Origin of the sequence: Nostoc sp. KVJ3 (genome assembly GCF_026127265.1) — a bacterium.
Lineage (GTDB): Bacteria > Cyanobacteriota > Cyanobacteriia > Cyanobacteriales > Nostocaceae > Nostoc.
Genome location: NZ_WWFG01000005.1, coordinates 114,968 through 140,220, shown reverse-complemented (window position 1 = coordinate 140,220; position 25,253 = coordinate 114,968). Strand labels below are relative to the sequence as shown.

Below are 25,253 nucleotides of genomic sequence, written 5' to 3'. Positions count from 1 at the left end.
GTTGGTTGCAAATAATCCTGGCTCAGTTGCATTTAATCCTGGCTGAAGCACAATTATAGTTGCAGATAATCCTGGTTTGTAAATGTCTTGATTGCAGGTTTGAGCGATTAGTATTGCAGGTCGCTACATCTAGGTAGCACAATTGGCGCAGACGGTTTGGCGCTGTTAGACGCAATCTATGATCCAACTGCGCCACAGTGGTTAAGACAAATACCAGGAGTAGAAACCCTGCGTCAAATATGGGTACAGCAATTTTATGCCCCAGAGCCAGATGTCCGGGTAAAATGGCGTACTGTTAAAGATATGCCACCATCTACAATTGCAATTCATTCACCCCATGATGTCGAAGCCCATTACAGTAGCAAACGCAGCATCGATTGGGTTGGTTATAAAGTACACATGACCGAGATTTGCGACTCAGATAGCCCCCGTTTCATCACCAACGTCCACACAACCCTATCCACCATTACCGACGAGCAAGCAGTAGAACCAATCCACTCAAGACTTGAAGAAAAAGATTTACTACCAGACGAGCATCTACTGGATGCTGGATATCCCACAGCGGAAAATTTAGTAAATAGTAAGACTCAGTATAATATTGAAATTATTGGTCCGGTGCGGTCAGATCCTAGTTGGCAAACAAAAGCTCAACAAGGATTTGATAGCTCTAACTTTCAAATAGACTGGGATAACGAGAAAGTTACCTGTCCCCAAGGACACCAAAGTACTAAATGGTTACTAGGACAAGACGTTAGTGGAAAGCCTGTTATTCGTGTGAGGTTTAGTGGTGTAACATGCAGAACTTGTCCAGTTCGTTCATCTTGCACTAAGTCAAAAACCGAACCACGGGAGTTGACTTTTCTTCCACAAGTGCAACATATAGCACTCCAAAATCGACGACAAACTCAACAAACACCTGAATGGAAAGCTACTTACAACCAACGTGCAGGTATTGAATCAACACACTCGCAAGGTATACGACGTTCTGCACTACGTCAATCTCGCTACATTGGCTTAAAGAAAACTCATTTGATGCAGGTTTTCATTGCTTGTGCCCTTAATTTAGTACGGTTGGATGCTTGGCTGGCGGGCATACCTCTTGCTAAAACTCGCTCATCTCGTTTCAAACAATTGCAACCCCAAGGTGATTAAAGAATAAGCCAAAGCAACTATACCATGTAATACACAGTTGACAACTCCTGAAAAGATTTTTAAAATTACCGTGTAATACATGGTAGGCAGATCCTATGAAAAAGATGAAAAGGGATATTCAGGGGAAGTTTGCGATTAAAAGCTCGGACTACCGCGAGGTGCGTTCTTTACGACTAACAGATGATACCTGGAAGGCGTTAGGTATCGCCTCTGAATGCTTGGGATTAACCAGGGCTGACTATCTAGAGGAAATAGTTAGAAGCAACCTGACTCCATGTATTACACGGGAGAACTCAAATATTTCTACTTCTAACACACAGAATTTTTCTCAACCATTACCGAGTATTACACGGTACGATCTGGAGATTCCGAGGCTCCGAAACCAAGTACAGAATCTTCAAAAAGAAAATTTAGAGCTTAAGGAACGGTCAGCCATTAATTTTGTGCATGACGTTGTAGATTTTGAAGCGATACGCGATCGCATTTTATTTGAACTAAAGCTGGGGCGACAAGCTTCAGGATATAAAACAGCCCAAAAAGCGCTCAATCAATTCATTGCAGAACTTAAACTCCTGGCTGAAAGCTTTATTTGACCGACTCAAACCCAAATTTCTCCAAATCTCCAAAATGGTTGATTTTTTCATCTTTACAATGTTAAGCAATATTTCGCCAACAGTGTCTTATATTTACCCCAGGTTGATGGCTCAAAACGAGCCTCCCATTCTGGCTCAAGGGTAGCTTTTACTACCGCTTGTAGGGCACGGTCAAAAATAGTGGGTATCGAGAGTGGTCTAAGTTCGGTTTTTCCTGGTTTTGGTATCCATATTCTACGTGTAGGTTTGGATTTACCGTTAACGAATAGACCTTTTGCCAGTTCAAAACGCGCTGCTGGGGATAATGATTTAATACCATCCACTCCTGCGGTCTTTTTCCCCTGATTATCTTGTGTTACCCGTCTTACCGCTAATACCCGATTCGACCAAGACCTCATTAAGGTTTTCTGGAGTTTGCGAACTCGTTGAATATCACCACAACGTGAAGCGGCATAAATGCGTTTTTGCAATTTAAAGACATATCGCTCGGCTTGTCGCCAGTCAATAGTCTTCCATCCCTCAGTATCCAATATTGAATCTGATTTAGGCATATTCACTGCTATTTACACCCCTATATCCAGACACATTGCGGGTTACGTCTGCTTATCCCGGACATTACTCCATCCCTTTTCAGGCTTTGACCGTTACTTCGGTCTAGGCATTTGCTTCTTAACCCATCCCTCCCAAATACAGCTATTAGCTTGACTGCCTACCTACCTATCGACCGCTGTAGGAACTATAATTCGGGTTATTTCGTTCCTGATATCCATTGTTTTGAATCTTTAGAGGGTGTCTATCCACCGGGGGTCAAGGAGGTACGCTGCCTCGGTCGCAAGATACTGGCAGTCCAAACCCCTTGTCGGTTATTTCCAACCCAAGGTGTGTCCGAAACACAAGCTTATATTCCTTGGCGAGATTTGACGATGGCTCAACGACACTTCGTTTACTCTCCTCATAGATTCTTGCTTGCAGTTGGTGCTTTCAGCAATTACCACCATTAACCGCTTTCATCCCCGCTTTACGAAGAGAGATAGTCAGTCTTCTCCGTAGGGGCTACCATCATTGGTAGTTTATGTGCTTTTAACCCCGCACCAGGGCAGTAAGAATTGGTTTCTCAGTTGTCACCTCACTTACATGGATATCAAGTTGTCATCAGTAGAGGATTAAAGTGCGGACTCAGCCCAGAAGGGTTACTCTACTAAAGCCTGGAATCCCCCCAGAAAAAACTGGGTTTCTCCAAAACGAATCGCACTTGCACGTATCCCGGCTGTACCCCAGCTACGCCCGTGAGTAGCATTGGAACAGGAATGGAATGTATGCCATTCAGCCATCACGTCTCACCTTCTTGAAACGCCAACTCCAACGAAAACGGTAGACACCCAGGATTGGCAGCTGCCCACTCGTTAGCTTCTGCAATTAGAGTTTTGTTACCTGAATCGAGATAAAATTGCATTTTGGCACTCTGCTCCAGTCTTTCGCGTTCTTTGCCCCCAATTAAGCATCGCGCAATTAGGCAGTACTCTCTAGCTACACGTTTGGCGTGGGATGCTGCTTGGAGTCGCAACTTAGTCAGATTCTTCAATTCTGACAAAGCGAGAGTTGTTGCTGAATCGCCTGAAGATGTACTTTGCTCGCTAACTTCGGCTTTTTGTGACGCTTCAGGCAGCACAATTGCAGGTGTAGGTGCAGTAGGTGGAATACTGACAGAATTGATTAATAAGTTTTTATTATTGTAATTTTCAACCGTGCTAGGGTTAGAAAGGTATTTAAAATTCTTATCTAAAGTACTTTCATTAAGATTTTCAGCCAGTTGTATAATATTTGAAGAAACTAATGAATTATCAGAATTATTGACACCTGAAGTTAAAGACAGATTCTTTGGTTGCAATAAATTCAATTCTTCGGAATTAATATTAATTTCTTCAGATTCATCTTGTACCTGTGGTACAAAAAATTCTCCTTGAGACTCAGCAACTTCTTCAAAACTTGCGGCTGCCAACTGCCCTGTAGGGGCATCGGCAGCAGGAGGTAAGCATTTACAAAAAACCTTCATATAGTAAAAATGACCGTCACTTTGCTTTTGGTAAGGGTTTTTAGCACTCTGTTTTACAAATGAGTTTTGAAAACTATTAAATTGCACGTCATTGCTTGATTGATAAGAGTTTGAGCTATTTTCTGCCCAAGGATCTAAGATGTAGCGTGTAGGATGCCATAAATGCAAGTGCTTTTGTAGTGTCTCTTGTGAGATAGTTTTGTGAAAGCGGCGCTTGTACTCAGCACGTATCGCTTTTCCTCGTTCAGTAGGCCCTGCTGGTAAGCCTCTATCCCACTCTATTGCCCTTACCACTAACTGGATACGTTGTTGAGCTTTTTGGCTGCGTTCCCAGTTCTGTTGCTTACGACGGTCAAATGGGATTACGTTGTCTTTGGGTTTATCAATGCTCTTAATGCCTGCTATGGCTTCTGCAAATGTGTTGGCGAATGTACCCAACAACCTTTCGGGATAACTAATGTAGGCGCTGTACCATTTATTGCGAATTGTGGATTCTACCCAATGCCGCACTCTCGCTTCGATTTCGTGTTGGTGTCGGCAATATTGGCTGTAGCCTGGGGCGTTAATTGCGGTAGTAAGGCAAAATTCGACTAATTTATCACTCTCTAAGTCTAAAAAGACGATTCCGTACCCTACGAAGATTTGTAGGAGGGTGTTTGTTTGTCCTTTTCCTGTCCAGCCTGTGCTGATGATTTCTTCCCAGTTGGCACGCCACTGTACAACGTCAGCAGATTCTTGCTTGCGATATCTCTCCCGTGAAATTTGTTTTTTGGCTTTGTTCGCTACCCGTTTTAATTTAGTTAAATCTTGCCGACTTGCCGCGCGATCGCAATAATCGAGGAAGATAGAAACTGAGTCACTAATTGGTTGTAAGTCGTCATTAAGTAAAAATGACCCGCTACCCGGTTGCATGGGGCAACGGATGGCTTTGTAGTTGGTTATTTGTTTGGCACTATATGGTTTGGTATTGGGGAAGATTTCTAGGTGTCCTTGGCGCAGGATAAAACCTGCATTCCTCAAGGTAATCTCTAGGGCGCAGGCTAGAGGAAAGGTGGGCAGGGAGGAAGCAAAGGTTAGGATCAGGTGATATCCACCACTAAAACTGGACTGGAGGATGATGATATCGACTATGCCGATGTCCTCTAGCACCGCTTTGATGCGATTTATGGATTCAATGTTATGGTAGTCGCCTTCTAAGTCTAAATCGATTGTGGCGTAACGAGTTGTGTCGTTAAAGCGCAGACCTACTAGTTTCGACTTGTCTTGGTGCAGGTTCCACAGTTGGGAGGGTTGGAGATAATAATCAATAGTGCGCCATGCTGGTTTTGCACCTTCTTTAGTAGAAGGTGCAACTATCGCCCCAAATGGATGCCAAAAGCGCTCTACGTAGCGTTTGCCCACGGATTCTGCGGGCAGGTGGGGTTTGATTTTCTTTTTTGAAGGCTGTGAAAAGCTTAATTGGGGCTTGTTATCGACATCTGAAGAGAAACTTTCTTGGTACATGAATGACTGTCCTGATGATTTTTGTGCATCAGGTAGTCTCGCTGTTGGTCAAAATGTGTTAGCCTAAATTTGAAATTTTTATGTTTAAGCGGTTGGTTATCCGCTTGTTGGAGGCGACTGGTAATCGTCTCGTGGTTGAAAGCAAACAAAGGTTTATACTTGTTTAGGCTTAGACATACGTAGGCTTAGGCTAAGATTTAGTCCAACACGCTTCACCAACAACAATGCGACTACCCAACTTTTTTTTTGGTTATTATTTAAATGAGGCAGTTCGAGCGAAGTTGTCACTAAATCGACATTCTTAGTTTTGGGATAACAATGCAAAGCTAGTAACACTCACAAGCGTCACTCCACATTGGCTCTTATTAGTACAACTGGTGAAGATGAAATTACTCATACTCCACCACCGAGTTTAAAAACAAAAAACAGTCAAATATCTTGATACGAGTTCAGCACCCACAATAGTGAACTCGTATTGCAATTAGTATTGAGATGCTAATCTAGTAAGTAATGTTAAATTGTGGGACAAATTCTCTACTAAATTAGCAGCCCACAGCTAACTATGCAGCACAAATCTTATCCTTTTTTCTATTTGTAGATACTTCCATTGCTTTCATTTGGGTCTTATAATCTTCCCAAGTTTTTTCAAATACGTCAGACTCATACATCCGCAATAAAACCTCCTCTTTATCAGTTAAATTGGGAAGTTTCAACAACTCCGCCAAAGACACTTGAACTGGGAAAACATCACTAAACTTTTGCATTAAGTGAAATATTCTCTTCCTCTGTGATGCAGATGGTTCATCCTGCAATTCTGCATCAATTTGTCGCGGACGTAGATTCACAATTTCTAGGCTCATATTCCCTAAATTCCTCAATCCAAACACAACAAACTCATTAGTTATATCAATAACCCGTCCCACAATTTCCAATTCGGGCCGCAGTCTCTTTTTGAATTGATATACTTGGTCAAGCTGGAAACGTCGAAACGGATTGCGCTCGCCATTCAGCATCCAAGCAATACCATCGCCTATACTACCTATCTCATCTGCCTCCAGAAGGTCTATCACCTGGTAACAGATATCTTGATTGCAAACAAACTTGTACGCTGCATCAATACTCCGGTTAAATTCCATCTCCAGTGCAACAACTGCCTTAAATTTTTCCATTTCTCGTAATTGAGAAATTAATTCAAAAACTTTCTTGCCCTTGTGATAACTACCAACGCTTATATTTAGATTCTCCGAAACCTCCCGAATCACGGGTTTACCCTTCTTTAATTGAGACTTATTCTCATTTATCGAATGATTCAAATTTGAACACTTCGATTCATTCAAACGACGAGCACTCTCCCTTTGTCTTTCTTTCGCTTGTGGACGAAGTACGCTCTCCCAGTACTGCCCCTCGTGAAATTTCTGGTAATGAGTCTTCCCGCCTTCGCGATGGAGATTAAAGTCAAGCACTAGTTTCAAATCTTCTTCAGGCGAGTTAGACTCAACAAATTCAACTTTCACAGAGGAAATTAAGAGCTTGCGAGCTATCTGCAAACGACACTTACCTGCCAATACCACATTCACACCAGTACGTGCAGATACCTTCAAAGATTCAAGAATCCCTTTTTCCGAGATACTTTTTTCTAAAGCCGGACGATCCTCATTCTCACCATATATTTCTATCAGCTTCGGATGAACAACCAACTCCGCAGGCGAAATATATACGATTGCCGGATTCTGCACAAGAGACATATTTATACTCCGGTTCACAAATTGTCAGTCAAAAGATAATTTCAAGAAGTGAAAATCCCAAAAATCAAGCAGGAAAAACCTATACAGCAACATTTGCAGCGCTTCTATCCCTTGGGAAAATTGATTATTTTAAAAAATAATTAATTCTTGTAAATACCAAAAATTACCTACCAGAAGATTCTCTTTGAGAGATTTTCTCCCGCAGTAACTATTATTCTCAACCCATTGACAACTAATACAACTGAAGAGATATTTAAGGCACTGATATTGGCACAAAAAGCATCTATCCGAAGAAAGATTTGTAAAACTGTGTAAACTCATGATATGATGGCTCTAGATAACTAAATTGACAAAACAAAATTCCGTCCTGTTCTAGTAACAGGTGGGCTTGTTTTTTTTCTCAAAGCCCTGGTGCAAACAGGGCTTTGAGTGAATCTTTAGGAAAAATGGACTCTACAAAAAAAGTATATCAGGCTTCATTCCATTTGGCAAAATTGTACCGTAAAGAGGGGTAAATTTTAGATGCCTCGTCTTCAGATACTAAATTCTATTGAAAAGCAAGCACTAGAGCACATAGCAGCGACCAGCAGCGATGAAGTTAGCAAAAGAGCGAAAATTCTGCTGGGACTAAACGAAGGCAAAAAATATGTAGCCTTAGCCCAAGAGATTGGCGTAACTGAAAAATCAATAGCAAAGTGGAAAAAAAGATGGACATCAAGTACCATCTTGTCAGAAACCCAGGAGTCGGCGATCGCAAAAGCTAACGAGGTATTAGGTGTCAACGTCGGTAGACCTAAGAAGTGCAAAAGTACAGAGGCGAGCAAAATCGTCGAAATCAGCGAATGGAGCAAGAACCGGAAACCCAGTCGTTCAAAGCACCATTACCATACGCAGGTAGCTGAGGAAGCTACTCGGAGGGGATTACCGACATTATCGCCAAGAAGTATAGGACGCATCTTGGAAGCCCTAACTTAATAGAAGGAATTATCAAGCAAGCACCATCCTATATCAAGGAAGTAGTTTTGAAATCCCAATTTTTACCGAAGCTTTTCATCAAACTCTAAGCAAGCATTTCCACAAACTCGACTACTTGAGCAGAAGTCACTTGTTGTGCGATCAGAAAGTCAACGAGTCCATCGAGTTTTTTACGGTTGTAGACGGTAGAATAGCCTTGAATCTGGCGTTCCTTACAGAACTGTCGCAGCTTCCGCGCGCCTAAACCCAAAAGCTTCTTCCTCTCTTCGGTAACGTCTACTAGCACAAGTTGTCTGGCTTCATCCGCAAACCTAGTTGTAGCGACCTGCAATACTAATCGCTCAAACCTGCAATCAAGACATTTACAAACCAGGATTATCTGCAACTATAATTGTGCTTCAGCCAGGATTAAATCCTATATTCCGCTCTTCGGAGAGTGGAGAAATAATTAAGAATCTGGCTCAGGAATAAGGTAGTAGCGACGACACGCGGTGCTGAAGAATCGCAATATATGTTGTCGCTGTTGAGTCAAGTTGATGATTTGTGGTAGACCCTGAAAAACCACAAGATGAACAGCCATAAAACACTGAAAAACCCAACGTAAAGTCGGAGTGGCAATAGGCTTGCCCAATTGATTAGCAATGGTTTCTGCAAGTTGAGCAAGAGTCTGTCGAAGTTGTCGCTGACCCAAGTTGTAAACTAGCAGGCACAGAGCCATGATCATTCCCAAGGCTGCCACCCTTTGTGGAGATTTAAGAAAAACGCTAGAGGCGAAAAATAGAGGGTCTTTAAGAAAGCGAAAGCCCCGTTCAACACCCTGTTGACCTTTGTATTGTCGTAATGCGTCATCGGCGCTCAAGTGTGTGGAGTCTAAGACATTCGTCGCCAGGATGAATCGCCCACATCGGGTACGTTGAGCAGAAATCTCATCATCCGCAGCGATAATAGTGGCAGCTACCCGATAGCTGATGCACTTGGGTACTACATCTTTAGCTGGCTTACCCGCTCTGTCATAGTGCCGTTTCTCCACTATTTCAATGCCTGAGAGTTGATGCCATACCATTTTTGCAGATAGTTTCTCTGCTGCCGCTAGAGCATCGGCTGCACAAGCAAAATCCTGGGTAGAGAGCATCTGTAGCTCCTGCTGGCAAGTCTTTTGCTTGTGTTCAATCTTTTTTGAGAGCTTTTCGAGGTCTGACTTCCGCCTTTGCTCACTCTCAATCAGCAGCCAGCGCTGACTGACTTCTCCATATTCACTGCTAGATTCCGCGATTGTGTACCCTTGAATCTGACTTTTTTGCAATTGTGTCTTTTGATCCACTAGGGCTGCTGCTTGCTTGATGCTCAAGGGAACTCGCGTTAACCATTTCAGCCCAGCCATTGCTTTGAGATTGTCTGCACTGTATAGTGCCCCATCCGCCACACACAGACCTTCAAATGTCCACTGCTCTCTAAATTCTTGCAGGAGTCCAGCAAATCTGGCTTTGTCTGCTTGGTTGCCGTTGGCGATTTCCATCAATACTGGTATGTCCCCATCACCTACACATATCAGGTTCATCACAAACTGCTTGAGGTCGGGGCGATGGTCTCTGGAGTAGCCATAGGTGATTTCGATTGCTTCTGGCTCTAAGCTTTCCTCCTTGCTTTCGTATTTCCCATCGAGGTGGAATGATGTTGCATCCAGATGGGCGGTTTCTACTTTGACTTCAAATTTCTGCGCTGCCTGAAGACTGATTCCTAGAAATATCTCGCTGAGTCCCTTTTCGTACAGTTTATCTAATACGTCTCCCAGTCGGTCATCATTTAGGTTCTCTGCCTTGATTCCCTCTCCTAATAGATGCTCTGTGGCTTTGCCATCAAAGAATTTTTCAAACATATATAGTGGCGCTGATACAAACCCTAGTCCGTTCAGCAGCATGGCTTTGACAATTACGCCACTGCTTACTTTTTCTCGCGGGTCTACGCCTAATTTTTTATTCAACTGCTCTACTATTCCGATCTCATCTATTAGCCCTGCGACTATTCCCAGGTGGTCTAGTAGTCTACCAAGCCAACTTTGCTAAGTTAAATCCGGGTATAAACGCTGCATTTTTCGACGAGCATCTTTGGTTTGGAAACCCCAATAGACACTGGCTTTTTGTTGATTACGTTGTTTCTCCCAAGCAGCAATCTCAGAAGTTAATGTTTCTGCATTAGGAATACGCCGTTCTAAACATTGGCGAGATAAAACAGATAATTCAATTTCTACTTGATTTAACCAAGAAGCGTGTTTAGGAGTATAGTGAAACTCTAATTTTTGAATAATTCGACGTGCTTCTTCTGGTGGAAAAACTTCATATAACGCGCTGGGAGTATGAATATTTAGGTTATCAACTACTAAACGAATAATATCAGCATCTTGATAATCAATATCTACTAACTTTTTCATTTGAAGAGCAAAATCGGCTTTAGTTCGACGTTCTGTAACTTCGATATGCCGCCATCCAGCCAAGGGTTGAAAACATGCAAATAAATTGACTGTCCCGTTACGCTTATACTCGAAATCATAACGTTCAGGCTGCTCCGGCTCTGGTGGTAAAGGAAGTCTTACTTCTTCTACTAATTGGTAGGGACGTTCATCAAAGCAGACTACAGGGCGTTTAGGATCATAAGGCTCATTATATAAATCCAACACATCCTCCATTCTGAATACATACTCTGCGTTAACTTCGGGAATACACCACTGTTCTTTTAACCACGGTTTAATTTCGTTTTTTTTAGAGTTTGACGTATTGTTTCGTCGGAAATTGAATCTATTATCCCAAGGTTTACTAAGTGATCCGCTAATAATTGCATTGTCCAACGCACTCTCCCTTCTGGCGGCTTAGAACAAGCCGTTGCAATCAAAAATGCTTCTTGCTTTTCATCTAATTTTTTAGGTTTTGGTGGATGAACTTCATCCTTTAAAGCAAAATCTAACCCACCAATGACAAATTTTTCTCGTATTCGTTGCACTGTTGCAACATGCGCTCTAACTATGCTAGCGATCGCTTGATCCCTTTCTCTATCAGTTGCCATCAGAAGAATGTTTGCACGGGTTATAGTTCTTGCTTTGTGCTTACCTTTTTTAATTATTGCCTGTAGCTGAGAAACTTCATCTTCATTCAAGTCAACAATGTACTTTTTGGCCATACCACACCCCGTTTTTGGTTATTTTACCAATTAGAGGTTTTACTTAGCAAAGTTACCTTGGCAGACTACTAGATTCTGCACCCTCATTTCTGCACTGATAACTCCCTCCTCTTTGTCTCTATTTAGTTTGACCCTATTTTAATTCTTTAACGGTCTCTCCAAATAGCGGAATGTCGGTTAAATGCAACTGAGCCAGGATTATTTGCAACCAACGGGAGCAATGCGATTTTGTGAGATGACCCCACCTGGAGAGCGATCGCTAATAACATCTTACGTATATACTAAATATTTAATACAATAACCTGAGTAATATTCGTTAGAAGACACAACCTGTGCTAAAAACGAGGTTTCTGTACATTGTTGCGACTATAAAAAAGGTAAAATTTCCTTTCAAGAATAGTTTTGAAATAGGAAGTACCTACTTTTATGAAGAAAAACATATATGCAAATCTAAATTTTGCCGATTCATTATCAGATTTTAAAGAGGATGTGACGAAACTTTTAGAGTTGAAAAATATCGAGGAATGGTCTGGAAGAATAGTTAAAGAAAGAGAAGAAACAATTAGACAGGCTGCGTTAGTTTTAGCAGGCCAATGTATCGGCATATTATTGCATAAGCTTTCTCAATCAGAGTCGGCTCATCAAACAGCAATTAATCAAACCAAAGGATGGTGGCATACCGACACGCAAAGACACGGTTATACGAAGAGGGAAATATTAACAGTAGGTAATGTTGTAGTAAGTCTTAAATTACCATACGTTGTTCAAAAAAGAGAAAAAAAAGCGAAGAGTAAATCTCGTAATGTTGGATTTTGTCCCTTGTTAAAATGGTTAGGAATGTCAGAAGGCTTGACCCCATTAGTTTGGTCAGATATTACAAAATATGGTGCCATAGCTAGTTCTTTTGAAGCTGCACATACAATCCTGAGTGATTGGGGAATTAATATTAGTCTTAAACGAATTGAACGATTGACATATAAATTTGGTCAAATCGGCATTGATTTACGTCAAACTAAAATATCTAACTTGCAACAAGGTAATTTACCTGATGGGAATATACTTAAAGACCAGAGAGTTGTAATTGCTGTAGATGGTGGCAGGAGTAGAATTAGGATTAATAAAAAAGGTAGAAAAAATCTCAAAACAAACAAGCACGGCTTTACAGGGGAATGGGTTGAGCCAAAATTATTAACAATTTATGTGGTTGATGAACAAGGTAAAAAAGTTAGAAATGGCGAAATAAAGATTGTAAATGATGGCACTTATGAAGACTATAAAGGATTTTTACCAATTTTAGAAATGCATCTGATTAGTTTGGGAATTAGTCAAGCAAAACAAGTTTTATTAATTGCTGACGGTGCAGAATGGATTTGGAAGCATATTCCCCCTCTTTTAAAGAAATTGAAATCTCCCGATGCGACTTATCAATTATTTGATTTTTACCATGTTACTGAGCGGCTACAGAAATTTGCTGATGTAGCGTTTAGTGATGATAGTGAGCGAAATAATTGGTTCAAAAAAGCACGGAGAACTTTAAAAAAAAGTAATGCCATGACCATAATTAGGCAGATGGATGAATTTATCTTTGAAGCCACGGGAGAGCGTTGTAAAACTATGGTAATACAGAGAAATTACCTTTTACGTGCCTATCGTGAAAGGCGTTTAAATTACGCTAAGATACTAGACCAAAAACTACCAATAGGTAGTGGGGCAATTGAGAGTTTAATCCGTCAAGTTATCAACTTAAGAATCAAGGGTAATAGTAAATTTTGGTTGAAAGAAAATGCAGAAATTATCTTACATCTGCGTTGTCAATGGATAGCTCAAAGTTGGGATATTTTTTGTAGTTCTATCTTTAATTCCTTTATTAAACCTCAAACTGCTTGATTAATTTTATACTTGAGTTGTCATCTTTAGCTATTGCTTGCTGTAATTGACACTAAGTATTAAAGACTTAGTATAGATATTTTAGGAAATAATCGTCAAATGACTTACTAGCAATCTTTTTGAGATATATCATCAAGATGAATTCTCGTGCAAAGCAGTATTCTATTTGTAAATAAAACAACTCCGTACTGAAATATAATTTTTAGCGATCGCACTTTTTTTGTCCGACCTCACAAAATCGCATTGCTCCCGAACTATAATTCGGGTTATTTCGTTCCTGATATCCATTGTTTTGAATCTTTAGAGGGTGTCTATCCACCGGGGGTCAAGGAGGTACGCTGCCTCGGTCGCAAGATACTGGCAGTCCAAACCCCTTGTCGGTTATTTCCAACCCAAGGTGTGTCCGAAACACAAGCTTATATTCCTTGGCGAGATTTGACGATGGCTCAACGACACTTCGTTTACTCTCCTCATAGATTCTTGCTTGCAGTTGGTGCTTTCAGCAATTACCACCATTAACCGCTTTCATCCCCGCTTTACGAAGAGAGATAGTCAGTCTTCTCCGTAGGGGCTACCATCATTGGTAGTTTATGTGCTTTTAACCCCGCACCAGGGCAGTAAGAATTGGTTTCTCAGTTGTCACCTCACTTACATGGATATCAAGTTGTCATCAGTAGAGGATTAAAGTGCGGACTCAGCCCAGAAGGGTTACTCTACTAAAGCCTGGAATCCCCCCAGAAAAAACTGGGTTTCTCCAAAACGAATCGCACTTGCACGTATCCCGGCTGTACCCCTAGCTGGGCTAATCGCTTCTTTATCTCCTGCTCATACCGTGTAATACTCGGTAGTGGTTCTGAGAAATCCCATGTATTACGAGGTAAAGTCAAGCCAATCATCTACGTAATACATGGTGTATTATATTTGATAATTATTTTGCAATCCAGCAGTCAGCGATTACAGATACTTACGCCATAGCTGTAGCCATTTGGTGACAAGACTCGGCGCAACGACGGCAAGATGCAGCACAGCGTTTGCAGTGGTCGCTATCGTGTTTTTCACATTTACTGGCACAGCGATCGCAAGCTTCTGCACAGATTCCGCACATTTGAGCATGGAGAGCCGAATTGCGAGACATGAAACGGGCGCACAAAGCGCAAGTATCAGCACAGTCTCGACACAGCTTGATGCATTGAGCCATCATCTGTACCATGTTGCCACTTAAACAGGCATCGGCACAGTTTTCGCAATCACGTAGGCAATCAAAGCAAGCCTCTATGCAACTTTCAAGCAAGGATTGGTGAGATTGGGTTGTGGTCATAATTATACCTCCGATTTAAAATCAAAATCATCAATTTCGCATGAGACAGTATTTATGCCTCTGCGCCCTCAGATTAAAAAATAACTAATCTGCTTGCGTCCACCTAATGGCACAAGAAATATTTATTACTAATGACATAAGGAAATTTCATGCTGATTTCATTTGAATATGCATAACTATTTTTTAATTAAAATTCCAATGATTTCATATTAATTTCATCACTGTGTGGAAAGCTAAAAATATAGGGAAATATAGTGTTCTTAAAAACTGAGTTAATAATTTATGAGCTTTGATTATGACCTCTTTGTAATTGGCGCAGGGCCTGGAGGTCTTGCGGCAGCAAGACAATCTGCTGGTTATGGTGCTCGTGTGTTAATTTCTGAACGCGACCAGGTAGGTGGCACATGTGTAATTCATGGCTATTCCCTCAGCACTTTCTTCTCGACCAGAAGCGGCTACGGTTGGCTTGACTGAAGCTAAAGCACGCGAAAAATTTGGAGAATCAATACGCTGCTATTCCCAAAGGTTTCAACCTCTTTTCGACACGATTGCTGAACCGGAACAGAAAACTCTGATTAAATTAGTAGTTGATAGCAAATCAGACAGGGTACTCGGTGCTCATATGGTCGGTGAATATGCTGCTGAGATTATTCAATGTCTTGGACTTGCTATTCGGACAGGTATCACTAAAAAAGATTTTGATGCAACAATTGGTATTCATCCTTCAGCTGCGGAAGAGTTTTTTACCTTGCGCTAATTTTTGCTACTGACAAGAGTATAGGACTAGTATTTGATTTCTGAAAATCCAGATTAGTCCAAAGCTTAATTAACAAAGCCTAGAGGCTTAGTATAGCTATAAAAATTCAAGCCTAATTTCTATATCCAGTTAATACTCCTTAATGAAACACGCTTTTTAAGAACTGGCTTGCTGTAAATTCCAAGGTAGATAATTTGTATAAAAAAAGAACACATTTGAAAAAGAATTCAGAAGTTAGAATTCAGGAGTCAGAACAAGAAAGTGGTGGATTCAAACCCGCTAGTAATTTAAGACCATTAAATCATAGATTTAGTGGGGGTCTTAAACCCACTTATTCATCTGCCAGTCGTATAGAAAACATTGCTGAATTCTGACTCCTGACTCCTGAATTCTATTTGAAAGCTTGCATCAGGTAAAGTAATGAGTTAATAATTTATGTACCTTTATTCATTTTATGAAACTGTGCTGTTGTTACCAACGGTGTTTTTTGTACCTGTATTTCTAACAATTCTGGGATGGTCACAAACCGATAACCACGCTGTTTGAGTGAAGCGATAATTTGCGGTAAAGCCTTAACTGTATGTGAGCGATCGCCACCACCATCATGCATCAGTACTATGCCACCAGGCTTTGCGTCCTTCAGCACATTATTGACGAGTCTGGATACTGGAGGACGGCGATAGTCGATCGAGTCATCTGACCACATGAGAACAGCGTAATTATTCTTTTGAGCGTAATCAGCTACACCATTGTTGAGGATGCCATAAGGCGGACGAAACAGAAAAGTTTTTACCCCCATAGTTTGGTAAATAGCTGTTGCGGTGGACTCAATCTCACGCGCAGCAACAGACAGGTTCATATGCCGATACCAGTGATGCCACGTGTGATTACCAATTGCGTGACCATCGGCTACCTCTAGCTTGGCAATTTGGGGGAAATAATGCACCATCTCCCCCACACAGAAGAACGTTGCCTTAATATTTTGTTGCTTCAGTATTTCTAACACCTGTTGTGTGTATTTAGGTGCGGGGCCATCATCAAAAGTTAGCGCGATAACTTTATCTGGTTTATTCAGTTGTGCCTGTTGAATGATTTTTCCCTGAAACTCATTAGGGACTGTAAAGATGTGGCTGTTTACTTGTGCAACACTGGCTTTATTGGATACCGAACTATGCTGATTGCTCACAGCGCTGGCACTGAGTTGTTCTGGTTTTTTGACTAATTTTTGATGGTCTGAGCGTTCTGAAAACCAAAATCTTCCGAAACTAAAGTCGCATAGGACTGCGACTAGCGGGATGAATACTATTCCTCCAATCAATAATTTCAGCTTTACCATATTAGATTTACTTATATTTACTACAAAGGCAAATTATTTTAAATACGTTACTTTCATAACATGATTATTTGCCATATTCTGAACTCTGGCTAACGCCGGCAAAGCAAAGCAGGGTGTCACAAAAGAATTAGAACCCTGTAGTCCTGTATTACAGTGTTCTAATTCCTTGTAGCTAGTCTTTGCCAAGAGCAGCAACCTTTAATTTCATCCTGATTTCATCTTCGGCTGTCAAACTATTTAGTAAGTACGATATTTGCATTGTAAGCAACCAGTTACTTGGGTGATTTTATTACCTGAGAAAAGAATAAATTACCTAAAGGGTTGACTCTCCAGTTTACTGGAGATTGCAAAATGAAATCAGGAAGAATTTAGATAATCACTATGCAACTTTCTACTCTGAAAAACAGCTTTTTGTCATTGAGCTTAGTAGCGATCGCCTCTGTTCCTAGCGGTCTGTTAACAGCCTGTTCTACACCAAATTCCCAAAACCAAGCATCAAACCCTACTACCACCGCTGCTGATACTAGCGACAAGCAACCGATGAATCACGACGGTAGCATGATGAATGATGGTGGTGGCATGATGAACCATAACATGGCAATGGATTTAGGTTCAGCCGACGCTAATTATGATTTGCGCTTTATTGATGCGATGATTCCGCACCATCAAGGAGCAGTGGAGATGGCGAATGTTGCACAGGAGAAATCAAAACGTCCTGAAATCAAAAAGCTGGCTTCAGAAATTATCAAAGCTCAAGACAAAGAAATTGCCGAGCTAAAACAGTGGCGTAAAGCATGGTATCCCTCTGCAAGCAGTACCCCGGTAGCTTATGATGCGAAAACAGGTAAAACAGTCCCAATGCCTCACCAGCAGATGCAAGGCATGATGATGAATATGGACTTAGGAGCGGCTGATAGTGAGTTTGACTTGCGGTTCATAAATGCAATGATTCCCCATCATGAAAGTGCAATTACAATGGCTCAAGATGCATCGAGTAAGTCTAAGCGTCCTGAAATCAAGAAATTAGCTCAAAGTATCATTGATTCACAGCAAGCAGAAATTAACCAAATGAAACAGTGGCGAAAAACTTGGTATAACCAGTGAGTCTAGTCCTGTACTGCTTCTCTATGGAACGCTCCGCGTAGCTTGCTTCTTTGCAGGAGTACGCAGAAACCGCAGGGTAGGCGGGAAACCCGCCATAGGGAACTGGCTATCTTCTCTTCTCCTTCCCTTCTCTTCTTAGGCTGCGCCCTAAGCGTAGCTATGCCGCAGGCTTTACGGGACGCTGCGCGTAGCAAGATCCCCGAAGTGGTACGGAGACGAAGGCAGCGAACGAGACGCTCCGCGAACTCAGTGGTAGCGACGTTAAGAGCTTCACCCTAAGAGGTTTCCCTAGCTTGGGAACTGGTGTTAGCGAGTAGTCCAGCGTCAGTAAGAGCGTCACCTAAAGGGTAAGCAAAAGTATCTATGTGAAGCATGATGCAAGTATCCAATGCCAAATAAATAGGGAACACTTGCTTTCTTGAATTCCAGTTGTGTTTAGAGTGATGTGATTCTGAGAGCGGTCAAAACTTGATTTCATCCTAATTTCATTTTTGAATGAAAGACTAGTAAAAGAGTGTATTTCTAAAACTTAAAAGTAATTTTGACTGATCGCAATTTCTTCCCTCCCATACTCAAGGATTTTTAGTAGCGATGTCTAACTCCCTGCGTTCCCAAACACCTACAACTATTCGTTATGTTTCTGGCACATTCCTGAGCCTGCTGTTATTAGCAAGTCCCACAATTGTTCTGGCTCATGGCGGACATGGCAATGAATTTCAAGGAGGAAGTGAAGCCACTTCAACTAATAATTCTATTCAGGTTGATGCCGACACAGCCAAACGGTTAGGGATTAAAGTCGAGCCTGTCCAGCGTCAGCGGTTAGCCATTGGCATTAAAACTACTGGACAAATTGAAACTCTTCCCAGCCAAAAAGTGGAAGTGACTACCCCAATTACTGGGGCGAAAGTAGTTGAATTGTTGGTGGAACCAGGTGCATCAGTAAATATTGGTCAACCTATTGCTGTTGTAACCAGCCCAGATCTAGTGACATTACGCGTGGAATCTCAGGACAAATTAGCACAAGGTCAAGCTGATTTACAACAGTCCCAAGCAGATTTAAGACTGGCTCAACAAAATTACCAAAGATATCAACAAATAGCCGACTCTGAAATTGCCCAAGCACAGAGTCAAGTTGACTTTGCTCAAGAAAAGTACAACAAAGACAAACAGTTAGCCATTGAAGGTGCTTTACCCCGACGCAATGCTTTAGAATCCCAGACCCAGCTAGCGCAGGCAAAAGCCGAACTTACCAAAGCTAACAGCCGTCGGGACGTTATCGGAGCAGAAAATCAACTCAAACGCGCCCAAGCATCAGTTCAACTAGCAAAGTCAAATATTAATCGCAGTAATACTAGTTATCAAACTCGACTTGCTCAACTAGGAAATCTCCCTAATTCCAAGGGACTAGTGACCGTAACCGCTCCCATCTCCGGTAAGATTGCTGATAGAGAAGTTACTATTGGTCAAACTTTTAATGATGCGGGTGGCAAATTGATGACGATTGTCAATGATAGTCGGCTTTTTGCCACAGCTAACATTTATGAAAAAGATTTAAGCAAGGTAAAAACTGGTCAGAGAATAAGATTAAAAGTTGCTAGTATGCCCGATCGCATCTTTTCTGGACGAATTTCCCGAATTGGTACGGCGGTAGAAGGAGAAACAAGAATTGTACCAGTACAAGCAGAGGTGAATAACTCTCTTCGGCAACTCAAACCAGGAATGTTCGCTGAGCTAGAAGTCTTAACAGACCAAACGTCCTCTGCTATTTCAGCTATTCCTACCTCAGCAGTGGTTGACGCGAATGGTAAGAAAGTTGTTTACGTGCAAAATGGTAATGCTTACCAAACAGTTGAAGTCACATTAGGTCAGACTTCTGGAGATATGGTTGAGGTTAAGAGTGGCTTATTTGAGGGCGATATGATTGTCACTCAACGCGCACCACAACTTTATGCACAATCATTGCGGGGTGGTACTAAGCCAACAGGTGAGACAAAAGAAGCTCCTGCACAAGCGACTGAAGTTAAAACGCCCAGCTTCCCAGTACCTTTGTGGTTGCTAGGAGCAGGTGGAGGAGTTGCAATAGCTGCTGTCGGTTTTATGGCAGGCCGTCGCAGCAAACCTCAACTAGTTCCAGTCGGGGCAGAACTTGCCTATGATGTACCAGAAGATTCTATTAATGGTTCTACAAACTCAGATGATAACCACCGCGCGCCTCATGAAGAACCAAAAGTCATAATCATCAGTAAGAATACTCAACAATAAAGATGCTCAGTGCTATCATCAAGTGGACGATCGCTCGCTGTTGGCTCATCATCCTGGGTATGATCATCACCACAATTTGGATATTCCGCACAATTATTCAAATGCCCTTGGATGTCTTCCCAAGCTTTGCACCACCCCAAGTCGAAATTCAAACGGAAGCGCCGGGACTTGTACCACAAGAAATCGAATTTCTGGTGACTTTACCAATAGACATCTCCGAAAAGGAATCTCAAACCATTATCCTGTCTAGGTAAAAACCTAATTTCTGGAAATGTCTAATTGAAAGTGCAATTAACGGTACTCTGGGAGTTACAGCAGTACGTTCTTCCAGCGCTTTAGGAATCTCTGCTGTCAAAATCATTTTTAACTGGGAAACCGAGATTTATCAGGCTCGCCAGTTAGTAAGGGAGCGATGCCGAAGGCAAGCTGCGCTAACGCAACAAGCGTAAAGTAAGCTTTCTGAAGGAGGATGAAAATAGTCTTAGTCAGGCAATTTTCTAAGTTTTGTAAATATGCCCCCTCCCCCCATTTCTGTTAAAATATTGATATAAAAGACTTGTGTAACTATGCCCCCCTGATAAATGAATACCTGGACATTTTTCCGCAGCTTGAGAAATCCGGTATTTGCAAGGCTGTACACTGCTCAGACCACTAGTTTATTGGGGGATGCACTTACTTGGGTGGGTTTAGCCCTTCTGGCCTTTGAGTTAGCTGGAAAAAATGCTGCGGTTGTACTTTCAGTCGCTTTGACTCTGCGTGTCACTGCTTTTGTGTTACTGTCTCCCCTTGCAGGTGCGATCGCAGACCGCCTTGATCGTAAGAAAATCATGGTTGTTACCCATGTATTCAGAATGCTAATTGTGGGTATGTTGCCTTTTGTGACGCAGATTTGGCAAGTTTACGTATTAATATTTGCACTTAACGTCTTTAATGCTTTCTTCACCCCAACTTACCAAGCCACAATTCCATTAGTCACAGGTGAGAATGACTATGCAGGGGCGATCGCTCTTTCATCTGCTACTTTTCAATTACTTGGTGTACTTGGCCCCGGTATCGCTGGAAGTGTCGCCGCCTTCATTGGTGCGAGACAAGTTTTCTTTTTGGATGCTATTAGCTTTGCGATCGCGGCAGTCTTAATCTTCACCCTACCAGGTCAGCTCATCGTTGCACAAAATCAACAGCCTTCCAGGACAACACGCCGAACATGGGGAGACATTAAAGACGGTACAACTCGCCTGCTTACAGATGCACCTATTCGTTACGCGCTAGCGATGCAGTTAGTCGCATCAATTGCCGGAGCGCAAATCTTAGTAAATACTGTTGGCTATGTCCAAGGTACACTCAAATTGGGCGAAGTGCAGTATGGCTGGGTGATGGCGGCTTTTGGGATTGGTGCAACTCTCTGTGCAGTTATTTTTGGTACGTTCAATAGAAGTTTGCCACGTACAACGTTTGTTTTGATTGGTGCAACTTTGATTACCTTGGTTTTGTTGCCTGCCAACTACGCAAATTTAGCACCACTGATGCTGTTATGGTTGGTGGCGGGTGCAGGGCAAAGTTTAGTGAACTTACCCACCCAGACATTAATTGCAGACCGCATCCCAGCTGGTGTGCAAGGGCGAGTTTATGGCGCACACTTTGCCTGGAGTCATCTTTGGTGGGCAATCTCATACCCTCTTGCGGGTTGGTTAGGAAGTAACTTTCCTGAACGCGAGTTCCTTTACGGTAGCTTAGTGGGCTTGATGCTGCTAGTGGTAGTGCAAATTACCCTCTCACCTCAACTGCATGAATACGAACATCTCCACTATCCTAGTGTGCATGAACATAAACACATCCACGATGAACACCATCAGCATAACCACGATGAGGGGATGGCTATAGGCGAATCTCACAACCATCTTCACGAGCACACGACGATTATCTATCACACTCACCCTCACACTAGGGACATTCACCATCGCCATAGTCACTAAATTGCTGTTGCCAATTTTTGCTAAAGAGATTGAGAAAGACGAGATTGAAAATGTTGCCAGAGCTATCTAAATAGGCTCAAAAAATAAACCACAATGATTAAACCAATTAAGAGTATTTTCATCAGTAATAGCATTAACAGCCATAGTGATTACTTCATCAAGAGCTTCGGATGTGTGAGCCTTAGCAGAACGAATAATATGATGTCCGGCAAATCACCCATAATATAAATATAGGTACATAAATTGGTGCGATCGCAATGCCAAAAATCATAAAAATTGAGCCACATCTGAGTTTGGAGGAGTTGGAGGCAGGTTATCGCAAAGCCAAAGAACCAGTAAAGCGGACACATTACCAAATAATTTGGCTGTTAGCTAAAGGTATAAGCACACAAGAGGTGGCAGCAGTTACAAGCTATAGCCGTAGTTGGATTTATGAGTTGGTTTGGGGTTACAACCGCAAAGGATCTGAAACTTTGGGAGACAAAAGGGTTTTAAATCAAGGAAGTAGTAAACCACTTTTAGACGATGTACAACAAGCACAACTATGGCAGACATTACAAGAGGCTCCAGCAGAAGGAGGACAATGGAATGGTAGGAAGGTTGCTGACTGGATTGCTGATTTAATCGGTCGCCCAGTGAGTCGTCAACGAGGGTGGGAATATCTCAAACAAATGCGTTTTCGTTTAAGAGTTCCCCGCCCAGAACATACAGAATCAAGCCTGGAGGAACAGGCTGAGTGGAAAAAAAAATTTACAGGTCAAAGTCGAACAAATTCAAACACAAAACCCGGAATCCGACGTAGAAGTATGGGCGATGGATGAACATCGGGTCGGTTTAAAGCCAGTAATTCGACGTATTTGGGTTGATGAATGGACAGTACCTACAGCAAATGTAAATTGGCGTTTTAAGTGGTTGTGGCTTTATGCTTTTGTCCATCCACACTCAGGTCAAACATATTGGTGGATATTACCCTACGTTAATATTCAATTATTTAACAAAGTACTTGCAGATTTTGCTTGTCACTTCGGCATTGGTGAGAAAAAACAGGTAGTGTTAGTTGTTGACCAAGCAGGCTGGCATTCCAGCACCAAAGTCAAGATTCCACAAGGTATACACTTAGAGTTTTTGCCTTCTCACTCTCCAGAATTACAGCCCGCAGAACGTTTGTGGACGCTCACAAATGAACCGATTGCTAATCGAAGTTTTGAAAGTCTTGATGAGGTTGAGGAGGTGTTAATTAAACGTTGTCGTCAAATTATTGACCAGCCTGATTTTGTACATGGTTTAACCAATTTTCACTGGTGGCCTGAACTGGCGGCTTAATTATGGGTAATTTACCGGATATCATATAATTTGTTTTAATTTTGACCAACATAACTCGATTGGTGATAAATCAGGGGAGTATGGAGGCAAAAACTTAACCTTAGCTCCAACAGATTCTATTAAAGATTTTGCAGTTTTAGCATAATGTACAGGTAAATTATCCATGACTACAATAGCTCCAATCCACAACTGTGGTAGTAATATTTGCTCAATAAAAACTAAAAAACTATCACTGTTCAAACTACCGCAGAAAGTCATAGTGGCAATTAAGCCTTCATCGGTCATAGCTCCAATTAAAGTGATGTTTTTGCCTTTATTTCCTGGGCGATCATCATAAACTCTAATTCCACCTTCACCTCTACCATAGTGTCGTGTCATAGCCAGATTTATACCTGTCTCATCAATAAATACGAGGTTTTTGATATCTATAGTGTCTAGCCAACGCCGAAATTCATAGCGTAATTTTTGTACTCTTTCTGTACCTTGCTCAGTCGCTATTAAGCTTTTTTTTTACGGTTTAATTTTAAGCGATTAAGAGTGCGAGATAAACTTGATATACTAACTTTTATTCCTCTTCCGTCTTTCATTGCTTCTTGAATTTCTCGCAAATATATATCACTTTGCTCTGTCACCATTATCTTTAAAAATTCTTGATCTTTACCTTTAACCGAATGGCACTAAGAAAAGCCGAAACCCTTGCGGTTTAAGCAGTTTGCAACTGAAGAGCGTAATTCATGCCGGGGTTTGGTCATTAAAGGATAAGCTTTCGGGCGGCGTTTACGGACTCGTGGTTCGTTTCTAGCAGGACGGTCAGGAACAGCCTTGTGAGCGATAACTTTTAGTAAAGTACGATAAATTTTAAGACGTTTTGTTGAAGTTGCGGCTAATAATTCGGGAATAAAGTTATTTAAATGATGGCGAGTACCTTGGAGTGATAGGCGTAACGGAGGAGTGGTGTAACTAGTTCCAGCCGACCACATTAAGCTACGAAGTAGATTGTAAGCAAGCAAATAAACGTAAATTTCTTTGCGTACCATTGAGGGACTTTTACACCGCAAAACATCCATTCCTAGAGTAGTTTTAAGATGCCTCAAATCCAATTCAACATCCCAACGTTTACCATAAAGTCCAACAATTTCGAGAGTAGAATAAGAAGATTTATTTAAAAGAGTAGTAATTAAGCTGACTTGTTGAGTGCGAAAACCAGGAATAACAATGTAATAGTAAATTTCTCGCACAGTAATGGAAGGAGGCAAAGCATCAAACTCATCCTTACTCAATCCTTTTGGACAACTTTTAGGTTTGTACCAGGTAACTAATTTGTCGCAATCGCCAATAATTTTACCTTTTCGCATAGTGGTTGTGCGAGATTGATGTTTACGGAATACGGCATCACAACCAAGCTTTTCGATAGTAAACATATCGGCGTAAGCGCAAAAAGCTCTATCTCCTAAAAGCACATCATTTGGTTTGAGAAAGCTGTACATTTTTCTAGCCAACTTAATATCATGAGTGTTCAGAACGTCTATACATAAAGCAACAGCCGCTCCCGTCACCAAACTGAATATCACACCAATTTTAGCAATTGGAAAACCACATCCATCTTCTTGACTACTAGGTTGAGGGTATTCTTTTTGGTTCTCTACTGTGTCTGGCATAGATACGGTTGAGCCATCTATTACTTTCACATTTCGACCAAACCATAATTTTTCTGTTGTTACTTTCTCTTCTAAGCTTTGTGCCGAATCATTGAAAAGTTTCTCCAATAATTTCTCTGGCAATCTTGCCCGTGCCTGGCAGTATGCACTTGTATCTGTTGACGGAATTTCTACTTCTGATTCTGCCAAATATGCAATTATTTTACTTACAGCATTGTGGCAAGTTTTATCAGTATCTAAAACTTGAGATAAAAATGCCCACAAGGTTATAAATGGGTCAAATAACCGTTTTTTATATTTAATTTTTAGCTCAGAGATTACTTGCTTAATTGCAGATTCCGGCAATAATTCTTTAAAAGGTAATCCTAGACTTTGATGAAATTTATCCTTGAGAATTTGCACTCGTAGTGTCACAGTAGTATTTATGATGTTTGCTTGCTCGT

The 25,253-nt window shown here is 41.5% G+C and carries 21 protein-coding genes and 3 pseudogenes; 13 read left to right on the top strand and 11 right to left on the bottom strand.

Features of this window, described 5'->3' with window-relative positions:
- Nucleotides 1-129: 129 nt before the first annotated feature.
- A pseudogene (locus GTQ43_RS34880) lies at nucleotides 130-1,152 on the top strand (transposase); the annotation flags it as partial.
- A gap of 95 nt (nucleotides 1,153-1,247) precedes the next feature.
- Entirely contained in the window at nucleotides 1,248-1,745 is a 498-nt protein-coding gene (locus GTQ43_RS34875) for a hypothetical protein (protein WP_265277291.1), read from the top strand.
- 53 nt (nucleotides 1,746-1,798) lie between these two features.
- Here GTQ43_RS34875 and GTQ43_RS34870 read toward each other — a convergent pair whose 3' ends face one another.
- On the bottom strand, nucleotides 1,799-2,296 hold the full coding sequence (locus tag GTQ43_RS34870; protein WP_265277290.1) for a reverse transcriptase N-terminal domain-containing protein: 498 nt from the start codon (nucleotides 2,294-2,296) through the stop codon (nucleotides 1,799-1,801).
- Between the two features lie 150 nt (nucleotides 2,297-2,446).
- Here GTQ43_RS34870 and GTQ43_RS34865 point away from each other — a divergent pair, with 150 nt between their 5' ends.
- On the top strand, nucleotides 2,447-2,746 hold the full coding sequence (locus tag GTQ43_RS34865; RefSeq protein ID WP_265277289.1) for a hypothetical protein: 300 nt from the start codon (nucleotides 2,447-2,449) through the stop codon (nucleotides 2,744-2,746).
- A 329-nt stretch (nucleotides 2,747-3,075) separates the two neighbouring features.
- Here GTQ43_RS34865 and GTQ43_RS34860 read toward each other — a convergent pair whose 3' ends face one another.
- Together GTQ43_RS34860 and GTQ43_RS34855 are read right to left on the bottom strand one after the other, a co-directional pair.
- Nucleotides 3,076-5,301, bottom strand: a complete 2,226-nt coding sequence (locus GTQ43_RS34860; RefSeq protein WP_265277288.1) for a hypothetical protein — start codon at nucleotides 5,299-5,301, stop codon at nucleotides 3,076-3,078.
- 560 nt (nucleotides 5,302-5,861) lie between these two features.
- Complete coding sequence (locus tag GTQ43_RS34855; RefSeq protein WP_265277287.1) at nucleotides 5,862-7,046, bottom strand: hypothetical protein; 1,185 nt, start codon at nucleotides 7,044-7,046, stop codon at nucleotides 5,862-5,864.
- Nucleotides 7,047-7,568: 522 nt separating this feature from the next.
- Between GTQ43_RS34855 and GTQ43_RS34850 the strand changes: the two genes are divergently transcribed.
- Entirely contained in the window at nucleotides 7,569-8,021 is a 453-nt protein-coding gene (locus GTQ43_RS34850) for a helix-turn-helix domain-containing protein (RefSeq protein WP_265277286.1), read from the top strand.
- 85 nt (nucleotides 8,022-8,106) lie between these two features.
- Here the strand turns inward: GTQ43_RS34850 and GTQ43_RS34845 are convergent, their stop codons facing one another.
- From GTQ43_RS34845 to GTQ43_RS34835, 3 genes are all read right to left on the bottom strand, one after another.
- Nucleotides 8,107-8,352 carry a hypothetical protein gene (locus tag GTQ43_RS34845; protein WP_265277285.1) on the bottom strand — a complete coding sequence of 82 codons (246 nt, stop codon included), beginning with the start codon at nucleotides 8,350-8,352 and terminating at the stop codon, nucleotides 8,107-8,109.
- A 117-nt stretch (nucleotides 8,353-8,469) separates the two neighbouring features.
- Complete coding sequence (locus GTQ43_RS34840; RefSeq protein WP_265277429.1) at nucleotides 8,470-10,050, bottom strand: IS1634 family transposase; 1,581 nt, start codon at nucleotides 10,048-10,050, stop codon at nucleotides 8,470-8,472.
- Nucleotides 10,051-10,080: 30 nt separating this feature from the next.
- Nucleotides 10,081-11,192, bottom strand: a protein-coding gene (locus tag GTQ43_RS34835; protein ID WP_414859163.1) for an IS630 family transposase whose coding sequence is annotated in 2 segments (ribosomal slippage) — nucleotides 10,081-10,772 and nucleotides 10,772-11,192 — 1,113 coding nt in all. Because the reading frame shifts where the segments join, the coding sequence is not laid out codon by codon here.
- A 426-nt stretch (nucleotides 11,193-11,618) separates the two neighbouring features.
- Between GTQ43_RS34835 and GTQ43_RS34830 the strand changes: the two genes are divergently transcribed.
- Complete coding sequence (locus GTQ43_RS34830; RefSeq protein WP_265276940.1) at nucleotides 11,619-13,079, top strand: ISLre2 family transposase; 1,461 nt, start codon at nucleotides 11,619-11,621, stop codon at nucleotides 13,077-13,079.
- A gap of 243 nt (nucleotides 13,080-13,322) precedes the next feature.
- Entirely contained in the window at nucleotides 13,323-13,598 is a 276-nt protein-coding gene (locus GTQ43_RS34825; RefSeq protein ID WP_265277284.1) for a hypothetical protein, read from the top strand.
- Between the two features lie 445 nt (nucleotides 13,599-14,043).
- Here the strand turns inward: GTQ43_RS34825 and GTQ43_RS34820 are convergent, their stop codons facing one another.
- Nucleotides 14,044-14,397, bottom strand: coding sequence for a four-helix bundle copper-binding protein (locus tag GTQ43_RS34820; protein WP_265277283.1), 354 nt, complete (start codon nucleotides 14,395-14,397; stop codon nucleotides 14,044-14,046).
- 282 nt (nucleotides 14,398-14,679) lie between these two features.
- Between GTQ43_RS34820 and GTQ43_RS41935 the strand changes: the two genes are divergently transcribed.
- Together GTQ43_RS41935 and GTQ43_RS34815 are read left to right on the top strand one after the other, a co-directional pair.
- Nucleotides 14,680-14,871 (top strand): FAD-dependent oxidoreductase, encoded by a 192-nt coding sequence (locus GTQ43_RS41935; RefSeq protein ID WP_414859176.1) that lies wholly within the window; start codon nucleotides 14,680-14,682, stop codon nucleotides 14,869-14,871.
- Nucleotides 14,813-15,154, top strand: a complete 342-nt coding sequence (locus tag GTQ43_RS34815) for a hypothetical protein (protein WP_321162544.1) — start codon at nucleotides 14,813-14,815, stop codon at nucleotides 15,152-15,154. Before GTQ43_RS41935 ends, GTQ43_RS34815 begins: the two co-directional genes overlap by 59 nt.
- 433 nt (nucleotides 15,155-15,587) lie before the next feature.
- Here GTQ43_RS34815 and GTQ43_RS34810 read toward each other — a convergent pair whose 3' ends face one another.
- Complete coding sequence (locus tag GTQ43_RS34810; protein ID WP_265277282.1) at nucleotides 15,588-16,490, bottom strand: polysaccharide deacetylase family protein; 903 nt, start codon at nucleotides 16,488-16,490, stop codon at nucleotides 15,588-15,590.
- A 381-nt stretch (nucleotides 16,491-16,871) separates the two neighbouring features.
- On the opposite strand from GTQ43_RS34810, the gene GTQ43_RS34805 reads away from it, so the two are divergent.
- From GTQ43_RS34805 to GTQ43_RS34785, 5 genes and pseudogenes are all read left to right on the top strand, one after another.
- Nucleotides 16,872-17,594, top strand: coding sequence for a DUF305 domain-containing protein (locus GTQ43_RS34805; RefSeq protein WP_265277281.1), 723 nt, complete (start codon nucleotides 16,872-16,874; stop codon nucleotides 17,592-17,594).
- A 591-nt stretch (nucleotides 17,595-18,185) separates the two neighbouring features.
- Entirely contained in the window at nucleotides 18,186-19,856 is a 1,671-nt protein-coding gene (locus tag GTQ43_RS34800; RefSeq protein WP_265277280.1) for an efflux RND transporter periplasmic adaptor subunit, read from the top strand.
- A 2-nt stretch (nucleotides 19,857-19,858) separates the two neighbouring features.
- Nucleotides 19,859-20,278, top strand: a pseudogene (locus GTQ43_RS34795) (efflux RND transporter permease subunit); the annotation flags it as partial.
- Between the two features lie 159 nt (nucleotides 20,279-20,437).
- Entirely contained in the window at nucleotides 20,438-21,829 is a 1,392-nt protein-coding gene (locus GTQ43_RS34790) for an MFS transporter (RefSeq protein WP_265277279.1), read from the top strand.
- A 257-nt stretch (nucleotides 21,830-22,086) separates the two neighbouring features.
- Nucleotides 22,087-23,152 (top strand): annotated as a pseudogene (locus GTQ43_RS34785) (IS630 family transposase).
- 21 nt (nucleotides 23,153-23,173) lie between these two features.
- On the opposite strand, the gene GTQ43_RS34780 reads toward GTQ43_RS34785, so the two are convergent.
- Genes GTQ43_RS34780 through GTQ43_RS34770 form a run of 3 tightly spaced genes read right to left on the bottom strand, consistent with a single transcriptional unit; the run spans nucleotide 23,174 to nucleotide 25,224 of the window.
- On the bottom strand, nucleotides 23,174-23,650 hold the full coding sequence (locus GTQ43_RS34780) for an IS630 family transposase (RefSeq protein WP_265277428.1): 477 nt from the start codon (nucleotides 23,648-23,650) through the stop codon (nucleotides 23,174-23,176).
- Nucleotides 23,650-23,787, bottom strand: a complete 138-nt coding sequence (locus tag GTQ43_RS34775) for a hypothetical protein (protein WP_265277278.1) — start codon at nucleotides 23,785-23,787, stop codon at nucleotides 23,650-23,652. The genes GTQ43_RS34780 and GTQ43_RS34775 overlap by 1 nt, the downstream gene beginning before the upstream one ends.
- 42 nt (nucleotides 23,788-23,829) lie before the next feature.
- Nucleotides 23,830-25,224, bottom strand: coding sequence for an IS4 family transposase (locus GTQ43_RS34770; protein WP_265277277.1), 1,395 nt, complete (start codon nucleotides 25,222-25,224; stop codon nucleotides 23,830-23,832).
- Nucleotides 25,225-25,253 lie beyond the last annotated feature (29 nt).

Excerpts from the sequence above, each read along its gene's own strand:
- GTQ43_RS34800 (WP_265277280.1), top strand. The coding sequence starts at position 18,186 with ATGTCTAACTCCCTGCGTTCCCAAACACCTACAACTATTCGTTATGTT.
- GTQ43_RS34870 (WP_265277290.1), bottom strand. The coding sequence starts at position 2,296 with ATGCCTAAATCAGATTCAATATTGGATACTGAGGGATGGAAGACTATT.
- GTQ43_RS34775 (WP_265277278.1), bottom strand. The coding sequence starts at position 23,787 with ATGGTGACAGAGCAAAGTGATATATATTTGCGAGAAATTCAAGAAGCA.
- GTQ43_RS34805 (WP_265277281.1), top strand. The coding sequence starts at position 16,872 with ATGCAACTTTCTACTCTGAAAAACAGCTTTTTGTCATTGAGCTTAGTA.
- GTQ43_RS34830 (WP_265276940.1), top strand. The coding sequence starts at position 11,619 with ATGAAGAAAAACATATATGCAAATCTAAATTTTGCCGATTCATTATCA.
- GTQ43_RS34875 (WP_265277291.1), top strand. The coding sequence starts at position 1,248 with ATGAAAAAGATGAAAAGGGATATTCAGGGGAAGTTTGCGATTAAAAGC.
- GTQ43_RS34810 (WP_265277282.1), bottom strand. The coding sequence starts at position 16,490 with ATGGTAAAGCTGAAATTATTGATTGGAGGAATAGTATTCATCCCGCTA.
- GTQ43_RS34790 (WP_265277279.1), top strand. The coding sequence starts at position 20,438 with ATGAATACCTGGACATTTTTCCGCAGCTTGAGAAATCCGGTATTTGCA.
- GTQ43_RS34850 (WP_265277286.1), top strand. The coding sequence starts at position 7,569 with ATGCCTCGTCTTCAGATACTAAATTCTATTGAAAAGCAAGCACTAGAG.
- GTQ43_RS34820 (WP_265277283.1), bottom strand. The coding sequence starts at position 14,397 with ATGACCACAACCCAATCTCACCAATCCTTGCTTGAAAGTTGCATAGAG.
- GTQ43_RS34815 (WP_321162544.1), top strand. The coding sequence starts at position 14,813 with ATGGCTATTCCCTCAGCACTTTCTTCTCGACCAGAAGCGGCTACGGTT.
- GTQ43_RS34860 (WP_265277288.1), bottom strand. The coding sequence starts at position 5,301 with ATGTACCAAGAAAGTTTCTCTTCAGATGTCGATAACAAGCCCCAATTA.
- GTQ43_RS41935 (WP_414859176.1), top strand. The coding sequence starts at position 14,680 with ATGAGCTTTGATTATGACCTCTTTGTAATTGGCGCAGGGCCTGGAGGT.
- GTQ43_RS34855 (WP_265277287.1), bottom strand. The coding sequence starts at position 7,046 with ATGTCTCTTGTGCAGAATCCGGCAATCGTATATATTTCGCCTGCGGAG.